This is a genomic window from Bacillus solimangrovi (genome assembly GCF_001742425.1).
Classification (GTDB): Bacteria; Bacillota; Bacilli; order Bacillales; family Bacillaceae_N; genus Bacillus_AV; species Bacillus_AV solimangrovi.
Genome location: NZ_MJEH01000022.1, coordinates 224,135 through 235,194, shown reverse-complemented (window position 1 = coordinate 235,194; position 11,060 = coordinate 224,135). Strand labels below are relative to the sequence as shown.

The following is an 11,060-nucleotide window of genomic DNA, read 5'->3' as shown; positions in this document are numbered from 1 at the left end:
ATCCTTAATCATAACAGATAGATAAAATGATGAAATCATTTCCACTAAAAAAGGCTGTCGAGACTTTCTCGACAGCCTGAGGACGTTACTCTTAGTAGTAACGTCCTTTTTTATATAGAAATTAAAACGATAAGCTTGTTCACTTCACCCTATTTGTATCGAAAAATCTCGTTGTGTACATATAGGAATGAATGAAACGATTACTAAGAGTGTTACGAAATGTTTCTCTAAGAAAAAGCTATCAAGAGTGGAAATCATTGCGTGTTTACTGTGTTTCGTAAGAGCGTTATAGTAGATATTGTTCATGAGGAACAATGAAACACACTTTCAATAATTCTTTTATTAGGAAGCTCGACTACTAGAGTGTTAGACGAGCAGTGAGAGAATTTATGAGGGAGCAAACGTAAACAACATTCTATTTTGCAGAAGGATTTTACGTTAGATTTGGAAATCTTTTTCACTTGAATGAATGCTAGTTTGCGTGTTTTACTAGAAATGTGAGTTATTGTGATAAACAACTTTACATTATAACATAAAAAAGATAAATAATGGGTTGTTTTCACTGAGAAATTATATTTAAATTATTAGGAGGAATTTTTTTCATGGCTTACCAACCAAAATCATTACGTAAATTCATGGCAGCATCAATCTCAACTGCAGTTGTAGCATCAGCAGTTGCACCAGTTGTTGCTAATGCAGAAGCAGCTTTCACGGATGTAGAAACAAGTGACTGGTTCTATGATTCTATTAACTACTTAACTGACAAAGGTGTTATTGATGGATTTGAAGATGGAAGCTTCCGTCCAAGTGAAGATGTAACTCGTGCGCAAGCAGCAAAAATCCTTGCAGTAACATTAGGTCTTGACACTGAAAATGTAGAAGCAATTGACTTCCCTGATGTTGAGGAAGGCGACTGGTTCTATAACTACGTAGCAGCATTAACAGCTACAAACGTAATTGAAGGATTCGAAGATGGTACTTTCCGTCCTGACGAAACTTTAACTCGTGCACAAATGGCAAAAATGATTGCAGTTGCATACGGCATTGAAGCTGAAGGTGAAGTAGAACTTCCATTCAATGACCTTAAAGGTGCAACATGGGCTGAAGAACATATTGCAGCATTATTTGGTGCAGGAATCGTTGAAGGTGTTGCAGAAGGTGAATACGCTCCACTTGCAAACGTAACTCGTGCTCAAGTAGCAGCATTCGTATATAAAACAGAAAAAGCTGATGATAATGAAGAACCAGCAGCACCTGAAGAATTAGCAATTGAAGGTGTAGAAGCAGCAAACTTAATTCAAGTTGAAGTAACTTTCAACCAAGAAAACTTTGATGAAGATGAAGTTAATGACATCGATAACTATGAGCTTGAAGATGCTGATGGTGATGAGTTAGACATCAAAGATATCGACATCGAAGGAAACAAAGCAATTCTTACATTAGAAGAAGCTGCTAAAAATAACTCTGATGCAACTTTAACAGTTGATGCAAATGTAACTGGTGAAAAAGCTGAATTTGATTTGAAATTCATCGATAACGAAATCCCAGAATTAACAGATGTTGCAGTTGTAGGTAAAAACACTGTGAAAGTAAAATTCAGTGAGCCAATGGACTTTGGAGAAGTTGGAGAAGACAAACTTGCTGATGAGAAGTATGAAGACAGCTTCGAAATCAAAATGGGTAAGAAAACTTACTCTGTAAAAGAAATTGAAGTATTGAAAAATGGTACAGAAGCAAACGTAAAAGTGAACGGTTCATTCACTGAAGGCGAACTTGAGTTAGACATTAATAGTGGTCTTGAAGACTTCGCAGGTTTCGATTTAGTACCAACAACAAAAACTATTGAAGTAGTTGTTGATACTGAAGCTCCTGAAGTTGTTGACTTCAAAGATGCTGAACCAAACAAAGTAACATTAGTATTTAACGAAGATATCGAACTTGATGGTGCGAAAAATGAAGATTTCTACCACACAAATACAAAAAATATGGTTAACAAATTCGAAGTAGAAGGTAATGAATTAACATTATACTTCGATGATAATGAAATGCCTGACGGTACGGCGTACGTATACATCGAGAAAGATGTTATCGTTGACCTATGGGATAATAAAGTAGAAGATAAAATCCGTACAGCTGTAGAAGTTACACGTGATGAAGAAGCACCAGAAGTTGATGAAATTGAAGCAACTGAAAATGAAGTAGTTGTAACTTTCTCTGAAACTGTAGATGAAGATTCTGCTGAAGATGAAGATAACTATACAATCCTGGACGCAGATGGCGATGAAATTGAAGATGCTATTCGCGTAGCTAAAAGCCAAGGTGCAGAAGTAACGTTGAAATTCTCTGACGACCTTGATAACGGTACGTATACGTTAGTTATTGATGGTGTAGAAGATACTGAAGGTAATGCAATTGAGAATCATTCTGAAGAATTCACAATTGATGATGAGGAAGATCCATCAGTAGCAGAAGTATTAGTTAATAGTAATGCAGCAGGCGATGAGCACACATTAATCGTTCGTTATAGCGAAGAGATGGATGTAGATGGAAAATATTCTATCCTTGATCTTGCAACTTATGATTTAGTATCAAAAGACCAAGATGGAAAAGTAGTAAATCGTATGAATCTTGAAGATATCGCAGATGAGAAAGATGTAGATGTAGATATTGATGCGATTGAAAATAACGAAGCAGTTGAAATTACAATTGAGGGTAAAAATATTGACGGATATGGTTTCTTATCTGTTGCACGTGCTGCTGATACAGCAGGGAATTACACTGCTGTAGGTTCAGAAGCATTGATTAAGGATGCTAAAACTACAAACTTTGATATTCAAGACGTAGTTGCAACAGCGAAAGATGAACTTGAAGTTCAGTTCGAAACTTATGTAGATGAAATAAAAGCTAGTGATTTTGCAGTATTAAATGCAGATGACGAAGTAATCGCGACAATTTCAAGCGTAGAAGAAATTGATAGCGATGAAGTAATCTTTGAACTTTCAGATGAAATTCCTGCAGATACTACAGGTTTGAAACTAGAGGTTACAGCTGAAAATCCTTCTACTAACAGTGTGTTTGGTACAACAATTAAAGCTGATGCATCAAAGGATATTACTGATGACATCGCGCCTTCTGTAGTAGAAGACGACAATGAAGTTCAAGAAGTAAAAGTAGATGCAACGAACAAAAAAGTAGAAATTACTTTTGATGAAGATGTACAATATGTAACTAATGGCACATTTGAAATCAACGGTGGTAATGTTGATATTAAAGAAATCACAGTAGCTGGAAATGTAGTTACAATTACAGTAGCTGATGATGAAACTGTTGAAATTGGTGACGATATTGAACAATTAGCTGCAATTGCTGATAAGCAAGGTAACAAAACAGATAAATTAAAGCTAGAAGTTGAAAAATAAGCAACACTGCGTAATTTTTTAGGCGCGAGAAGCTCTGTCAATTAGACAGGGCTTCTTTTTTTATTTTGTTACAAATAACTTTTATAAACTAATATCCAATTAAATTGTAATCAATAAGTGAAAATATTGTACTGTAATAACTGAAAATATAAATTAACGGACATAAATAACGTTATTTGACGAATCTTATAAACGAGTAAAGGAGGACGAAAGAATGAAACGATGGTTAGTATTAATGTTTGCAGCACTATTAGTAACAGGTTGTGCGCAACAAGATGAAGAGTACGAAACAAAGGAAAACCAAACAAAAGAAGAGCAAGCTCAAGAAACTGAACAAACTCCAGCAAACGAAGCAGAGACAGAAGCAGAAACTGAAAATAATACAGATACGGTTGAACAAGAAGCTCCAGCAACAACTGAAGATGCAGATCTTACGGAACAAATGAAGAATGAAGCTGGGATTGTAGAAGGTAAGATTTATACAAAAGAAGGTATAGCATATGGTACGATTATTTTTGAAGAAGGCATTTCAAATGAGGAAGCAAAGAAATTAGCTGAAACATATGCAAATAAAATGAAAGAAAAGTATGCAGATAAAACTGTTAACGTTCAAGGCGTTCGTGGAAGCGAAAACGTAGCGAATATTACATTGTAAATTCTACAGTATAATCCGTTATCCTTTGTTAGAAGCTAGTTGTATTCAACTTACTTTTAGCTAAAGGAGGGAAAATGTAATGGGTCGTCAAAAAAAAGGAAATGCAAATGCTCAACGTAATAACAATGCAAAGAAGATGGAGTTCAGGAAGAATGGAGCTTCAGATTCATATGCAGAAATTGAGCTAGAAAAAATGCAAAATAATAAAAGTGAATAATTAGTTGAAAGAAGCGACAGACACGTTTTGAGTGTGTTTGTCGCTTTTAAAATTATTGAGATACAGTTGACGATTAGCTTTAATACAAAAAATGGCTTACTTTAGGCATGTGTTTTTTTCCATTTTAGCTTAGATAAGAAGGCTAAAGGAAGTTCGGCGAATAACATGCCACTAAAAATGAGGAAACAACCAAGTAATGCAGTAGTAGTGAGGCGATCTCCTGCCCATAAGTACCCAGTTATAGCAGCGAAAACAGGTTCCATCGTAATGATTAATGCAACATGTGCAGGTGAAGTTAACCTTTGAGCATAGGTTTGGACAAGAAAGGCAATTGCTGTAGCGAATATTGCCGTTATGAATAATGAATACCAAAGTGCTTCATTATAGTAAATCTCTGATCTGAAGATTGCGTACCACGGTTCAAATAATATTGCACAGATTATACTCCATAATGTAACGACTGCAAGTTGGGTTGTTGTAAGTAGAAGGCTTGGGTATAGATGAGTAAATTTACTCGTGACGATTATGTGCATAGCAAAGGCAATCGCGCAAAGAAACGCAAGTAAATCCCCTCGATTTAGTTCAGTTGAATCTCCGAATGTTAACAAATAAAGGCCGATTAGTGCTAGAATTGTTCCGAATAGCGCACTAGGTTTTGGATATTGTCGTAGGAAAAAGTATGCGAAAATAGGGACTAGAACGACATTTAAACCTGTGAGGAAGCCTGTTTTAGATGAAGTTGTATAAATAAGTGCGAATGTTTGGAGTGCGAAAGCAACACATAACCAAGTGCCCATAATGAATCCAGACAGAAGTAATTTTTTTGTGATTTGCTGTAATAAGTGACGAGATACAATAACAATCCAACCGAATAAAAAAAGTGTAGCAAATAAAAATCGAATCGCATTAAAGGTGAATGGATCTAAAAGTTCAACTGCATTTTGGACAATGACAAATGCTGCACCCCAAATGAGGGCAACGAGTAGTAAGCTAAAGTCAGCAAAGAGTATTCTTTTCATCATTTTCTCCTCATACAAAACTATCGATATAGTATTACGTTTTTCGAATTGCTTGTTTTGCAAGTTCATCTGCGGCACGATTTGATTTACTAGGTATCCACTTAATAAAAAATAATTCAAATTGGTCTGAGAGTTGTAATGCATGTTCAAGTAGTGGTAAAAAACGTTGGTTCTTTGTAAACCGTTTTTCCATTGCTTGTTCAATTAATTTTGAATCTGTTCGGATTGAAATAATAGGATCATTTTTTTTAATGCAGATGTTTAAGGCGTGAATAAGTGCCCAATATTCTGCCTCATGATTAGACATCATGCCTAGAGGAATTGAATGTTGTTCGTGAGTCGTTTCACTTTTTATAAAAATGCCAGCTCCAGATGGTCCTGGATCACCTGCACTAGCGCCATCGATATAAACTTCAAGCAAGGTGGACACTCCTTTTTCGTCAGATAATTTGTATTTTAGCATACAATTAAAGATGAAAGTGCAATAGGAATAAAATAGATAATGGTAATCATCAACTAGCTTGTGCTGGTTCTCTCGTTAATCATATAGACTTATGAAGAGCAGAACATAAAATGACATGATTACAGTTTTTAAATTATTTAAAATGAATTGCTTTTTTTAGACCTCATGTATTTTTCCAAAGAAGCCTATGTCTAAAAAAATGTACTATACATGATGTGACAGAGTGTGGCAATAATACGATATAGTGCATCTGTTCATACTGTTCATAATAAAACTAAGGTTAATAAGAATTTATCTTCGAACTGCTTTGTAAATAACAGAGGTCTCTTTTAGTGTTACAATATTAGTAAATAGCTAAGTGTAACTTATTTTCTTTAGAAGTACTGTATGGAATAACAAACAATGGTTCAATAGATGGACAAAGATACAAATATTTAATGTGCGTTTGAACAAAATAAAAAGGAGGTGCGAAAAATGAAAGTTTCAATTGAATGGTTATATAAAGTACCAAAATCAAACAGCTTAATGTTACGTTCAGATGAATTAGATGTACATGAAGCGATTAAGGCGGCGAAAGACATTGAACGCACGGGTAGAGTTAAGTGGCTGAAGCTTATAGACGAACATAATGATGAATGGTCGGTCAAGAAGTTAGAACGGTATATAATGGAGCTTGATAAAGAACCTCATGACTTAGAAGTGTATTTTGATGGAAGTTATGACCTGACAACCTCTCAAGCTGGTGGCGGAGTTGTCATTTATTATACACAGGGAAGTATACGCCGAAGAATTCGGAAAAATGGAATTTTAGAACAAATTACATCTAATAATGAAGCTGAATATGCTGCACTTCATTTGGCGTTAACAGAGTTAGAATTGATGGGTGTTCATCATCTTCCTGTTATAATTCGTGGAGATTCACAAGTAGTTATTCAACAGCTACAAGGTGAATGGGCAGTATTTGATAAGGAACATAACCGTTGGATTGATCGAATCGAAGAGAAGCTTCAGGCAATGAAATTAAAGCCAACATATGAGTTAGTTGAACGGAAATTAAATGATGAAGCGGATCAACTTGCACATCAATCGTTAAAAGGAATTGAAATCGAAAGTGAAATGACTATCATCTAAATCAGTATAAAAATAGGGTGGGACGAAACGAATGCAACGAAAAAAAATCATCATAGAAGTAACTGAACTAATTGATACCTATTGTACAGATTGTTTTTTAAAAGCACATCATATTAAAGAACATGGGAAAAAACAGGCTCTTTCCTTTTGTATTAAAGAATGTACAGTCGGTGAAAAAATTCAATCGTATGGAAAGAAACTCTCATAAAAAAAGCATGTGACAATTGTCTCATGCTTTTTAAAATAATAACGTAAAGTGGTGTTTGCTATCTTCTGTAGTACAGTTGTATTAGGTTTAATGAAGAGCTTCACTCAATTGCTCTTGACAACGATTGATGAAAATTTGCTGTTGCGCAATGAATGCTTCGGATGAAGGATCAGTTTGTATAGACTGTAGTTGTTGCTTTGCGTTATTAAGTGCTTCCTGTGCAGCATCTAACGCATCTGGTTCCATGTTCATTGTTGCTGCACCAACCATTTTCTGAGCTGCTTTTACCGACATTTCAACTTGTTCCTGTTGATTAAATCCAAATTGCTTATCCATCATTAACACCTCCTGTAATTAATGTTTCACAAGTTAAGAAGGGCTATACTTAACTGATTCAGCTAATCGAGATGTTTTTATCAAGTATAAGCTGAAGCAATGATTCCTTCATAATTTACGAAGACAAGTGTCAGTAATCGTCTGGCTGGTTCAACAATTTTTTAGTAAGGGATGAAGGTCACCTACAGATAGAAGTTTCACTTTATATTGAAAAGTGATGCACATACTAATGAGTTATACTAGGGGTTTATTTATGTTATGCGACATTTTTTTTGTGATTTTTTGCAAAGAAAGCTCACTTAGTGTATGATAACGTTGTTATACTTAAATCATATTAGCTATTGTCAAGTGAAAAATTATAAATTTACTGATAAAGTAATGTTAAAATTCAATGTAACGATAGTGCACGCTTTCATGCTAAAAAAATGACCAACATTAACTTATCATGAAAAATACGATAGTCTAAATTATTTAGTAGCAAATACACAAATAAACAATAAAGTATAAACTGAATGTAAGAATGAAATTGGGGGTTTAGATTCAATGTTTGAAAGTCTACCACAAGGAATTAAAATTAGTATTGCGCGCTCAATTACAACAAGTTTCGAGCAATATATGAATCAGATTGAGTGGGATGAAACTGCTTATTCAACGAGTGAGTTTATTCAATACTGGCGTAAGTACTCTGAAGAACATGCATCGTGGTTTAATAAAGTTAATGAAGAAATGCGCATAACTCCTTCCTTTCATAAGGAGCTAACAGATAAAATTAATGAATTAATTGAGAAGGTATTATCTACTGCTCCTACAAAAGAACAGATGGACAAAATAGATGAACTTGTGAAAGAATTAGTTATTGAAGATGTTGATTACTGTTGTAAGGCAGAAGCGAAATATGTAATTAATAAGTTAACAATGGAAATCGAAAAAAAAAAGATAACTAATCCAACTGCAACAGAACGACAAATGCGTTATGCGTCAATTTTGTATTATCAAGCTTTTGATAAAGAACTTCCTGACGATGAGTACTCATTTGAGAAAATTCAAGAAATCATTGACGTTGCGCAAAAAGAGTTACAAGCACAGAAGCATACTCTAGTTGTTGAAAAAAATATGCCATTGCAATAACCAGCACATGTAACGTGTGTTGGTTTTTTAAATTTTTACTTAATTGATGAACTGAGGAGCAATAAATCATTAATTGGAACCATAAGCTACTATTATTCAATTAGTAATTAGAATTTTAAACGGAAATGGAAATGAAATTTTTGCAGAAAGTAATGCGTGATCAAATGGTGTGTAAGAAGGGAGGAATCATTAGATGTCTGTATTAAAGAAAATAAACAGAAAATTAAAAATATTAAAATTTGTTACTCTATTCATTGTTGTTTTTGCGTTGTTAACGGGTATATATGGCATGGCAAAACCTCTGCCAGAAGGAATTAGTTACTTAGGCAAAGAACATGTTGTTGCTGATATTGATTTCCTCTATGACTTAACCTATATGCAAGACGGTAAACAAATAAGAGAACAGCAAATATTTGAGAGAGTTTTTGAAACAATTGAAGAAGCTGAACAGTTTATCGTAGTTGATATGTTTTTATTTAATGATGATTATGAGCGAATGGCAATACAGGTAGAAAGTGCGGAATCAAAAACGAATCAGGTACAGTTCCCTAATATTTCTGAACAGTTAACAAACACACTTATTTCAAAGAAAAAGAGTGCACCAAATGTGAAGATTATCGTTATAACCGATCCAATTAATACATTTTATAGTTCGTATGATTCGAAGTTTATTAGTGATTTAGAAGCGAATGGAATTGATGTCGTATATACAGATTTGAAAAAGTTAAGGGACTCAAATCCTCTGTACTCAGGATTTTGGCGTTCGTATCTGCAATGGTGGGGAACATCAGATGATGGATGGTTAACGAATCCATTTAGTCCAGATTCACCTGAGGTAACTGTAAGGTCATATTTAAATTTGTTAAACTTTAAAGCGAACCATCGTAAAGTACTCGTAACCGAGAAACAAGGTCTTATTACATCGGCAAACCCACATGATGCTAGTGGGTATCATTCTAATATAGCTTTCATAGTGAAAGGTAGTATTTTACAAGATCTATTAGAATCAGAAATGGCAATTATTCGTTTTTCAGGGGAAGATGTTCCGAATATACAAATTCCGAACAATGTGAATGAAAATGACGGATTGAAAGTACAATTACTCACGGAAGGTAAGATTCGTCAAGAAATGCTTGATGTGATAAAAGCTACTGAGGCAGATGATATTATCAACATAGGTGTCTTTTATTTATCTGAGCGAACACTTATTAAGGAGTTAATAAACTCAGCTAATCGAGGAGTAACGGTAAACGTCGTTCTTGATCCGAATAAAGATGCATTCGGTCGTCAGAAAAACGGGATACCGAATCGACAAGTTGCGTATGAATTAACGAAGAAAAGTGATGGCAAGATCAATATTCGTTGGTATAATACGAATGGAGAACAGTTTCACACGAAGATGATGTTCGTGCAATCGGGTGATCAAGCAACAGCTTTTGCTGGTTCAGCTAATTTCACAAGACGAAATATACGAGATTATAATCTAGAAACAGATTTTAAGATTACGATTCCGAAGACACATCCGTTAGAAACTGAGCTTGATAATTATTTTGAACGAATCTGGAATAATGATTCTGGAACATATACAGTAGACTATGAGCAATATCAGGACCATTCTAAGTTTAAGTACATGTTATATCGTTTCCAAGAGTGGTCAGGAATTTCGACGTTTTAATAGAAAAAACATGTTCTGATTGAATTGTAGATAAAAGAAGACCTCCTTTAATTAAAAGGGGGTCTTCTTATTTTAATAATAATTTTACTGTTTACCATGAAAGTCCTCTTTATTGAAGAATCTTTGAATATGTTGGGGTACCACGAGTACATCTTCAACCTTAACCTTATTATCTTCCATGAGCGGTGTCAGTCGAACTAACAGCATTTTGTCATTATCAAAAGTGATTAATTCATAATTGCTGTGTAACGAACGAGCAGTTATTATATCTTGAAGTTCATTGAATTTTCCTTTTGAAATCGTGTCTTTTCTATTATCAGAAAACAAACTGTTAAATTCCTCATAATCGTTATTTTCAATTGCTAGTTTCATTAACCAAGTTGTGTTCTGAGCACTATTCGGTTTTATGTAATTGTCTTCACAACCTGAGACAAAAAGAGAAAATGATAAAAAAATAATTAAAGAAATGGTTACTCTCATTCTTTCCCCCTCCAAGTAAGTAATTAATCGTACTAACACGGTCTCTTACTACTTTATATCATCTGTTTTTACTTTATTAATACTATCAAAATGATTAACAGTGGTATACCATTTTATGTATAGTTGTTCGGTAGAAATAGTTCTACGTATATTTTTAATAAAACTCATGAACTGATAATGATATTTTAGGTTTTTACGAACATTTTTTGTGATTAAATAAAAAATGTTCGTTTTTAACGTTGACGTATATATGAGAGTTTGATATATTAATCCATGGTGTTTGAATTAATACAAAAATAATCATATAAATTTAATTAATAAATTGACAC

At 34.1% G+C, this 11,060-nt stretch carries 11 protein-coding genes; 7 read left to right on the top strand and 4 right to left on the bottom strand.

The features are described from left to right. Positions 1-602: 602 nt before the first annotated feature. The 3 genes from BFG57_RS09790 to BFG57_RS18925 all read left to right on the top strand — a co-directional run bounded on the left by BFG57_RS09790 (position 603) and on the right by BFG57_RS18925 (position 4,291). The gene (locus tag BFG57_RS09790; protein WP_069717294.1) at positions 603-3,419 is read left to right on the top strand and encodes an S-layer homology domain-containing protein; all 2,817 of its coding nucleotides are present in this window, start codon (positions 603-605) and stop codon (positions 3,417-3,419) included. A 214-nt stretch (positions 3,420-3,633) separates the two neighbouring features. Next, complete coding sequence (locus BFG57_RS18385) at positions 3,634-4,074, top strand: hypothetical protein (protein ID WP_083249165.1); 441 nt, start codon at positions 3,634-3,636, stop codon at positions 4,072-4,074. A 79-nt stretch (positions 4,075-4,153) separates the two neighbouring features. Further along, positions 4,154-4,291, top strand: coding sequence for a hypothetical protein (locus tag BFG57_RS18925; protein WP_175428318.1), 138 nt, complete (start codon positions 4,154-4,156; stop codon positions 4,289-4,291). 101 nt (positions 4,292-4,392) lie between these two features. Here BFG57_RS18925 and BFG57_RS09780 read toward each other — a convergent pair whose 3' ends face one another. After that, entirely contained in the window at positions 4,393-5,310 is a 918-nt protein-coding gene (locus tag BFG57_RS09780; RefSeq protein WP_069717293.1) for a DMT family transporter, read from the bottom strand. A gap of 34 nt (positions 5,311-5,344) precedes the next feature. Next, on the bottom strand, positions 5,345-5,731 hold the full coding sequence (locus BFG57_RS09775; protein ID WP_069717292.1) for a reverse transcriptase-like protein: 387 nt from the start codon (positions 5,729-5,731) through the stop codon (positions 5,345-5,347). A 516-nt stretch (positions 5,732-6,247) separates the two neighbouring features. On the opposite strand from BFG57_RS09775, the gene BFG57_RS09770 reads away from it, so the two are divergent. Together BFG57_RS09770 and BFG57_RS09765 are read left to right on the top strand one after the other, a co-directional pair. Then, on the top strand, positions 6,248-6,904 hold the full coding sequence (locus BFG57_RS09770; RefSeq protein WP_069717291.1) for a reverse transcriptase-like protein: 657 nt from the start codon (positions 6,248-6,250) through the stop codon (positions 6,902-6,904). Positions 6,905-6,935: 31 nt separating this feature from the next. Continuing rightward, positions 6,936-7,112, top strand: a complete 177-nt coding sequence (locus BFG57_RS09765; RefSeq protein WP_069717290.1) for a zinc-finger domain-containing protein — start codon at positions 6,936-6,938, stop codon at positions 7,110-7,112. 87 nt (positions 7,113-7,199) lie between these two features. Here BFG57_RS09765 and BFG57_RS09760 read toward each other — a convergent pair whose 3' ends face one another. Beyond that, a complete protein-coding gene (locus BFG57_RS09760) occupies positions 7,200-7,448 on the bottom strand; it encodes a DUF2564 family protein (protein ID WP_069717289.1) in 249 nt (82 codons plus the stop codon). A gap of 543 nt (positions 7,449-7,991) precedes the next feature. Here BFG57_RS09760 and BFG57_RS09755 point away from each other — a divergent pair. Together BFG57_RS09755 and BFG57_RS09750 are read left to right on the top strand one after the other, a co-directional pair. Further along, positions 7,992-8,576 carry a hypothetical protein gene (locus tag BFG57_RS09755; protein WP_069717288.1) on the top strand — a complete coding sequence of 195 codons (585 nt, stop codon included), beginning with the start codon at positions 7,992-7,994 and terminating at the stop codon, positions 8,574-8,576. Between the two features lie 193 nt (positions 8,577-8,769). Then, positions 8,770-10,251 carry a phospholipase D family protein gene (locus BFG57_RS09750; protein ID WP_069717287.1) on the top strand — a complete coding sequence of 494 codons (1,482 nt, stop codon included), beginning with the start codon at positions 8,770-8,772 and terminating at the stop codon, positions 10,249-10,251. Between the two features lie 84 nt (positions 10,252-10,335). On the opposite strand, the gene BFG57_RS09745 is transcribed toward BFG57_RS09750, so the two are convergent. Beyond that, a complete protein-coding gene (locus tag BFG57_RS09745) occupies positions 10,336-10,731 on the bottom strand; it encodes a hypothetical protein (RefSeq protein ID WP_069717286.1) in 396 nt (131 codons plus the stop codon). Positions 10,732-11,060: the final 329 nt, after the last annotated feature.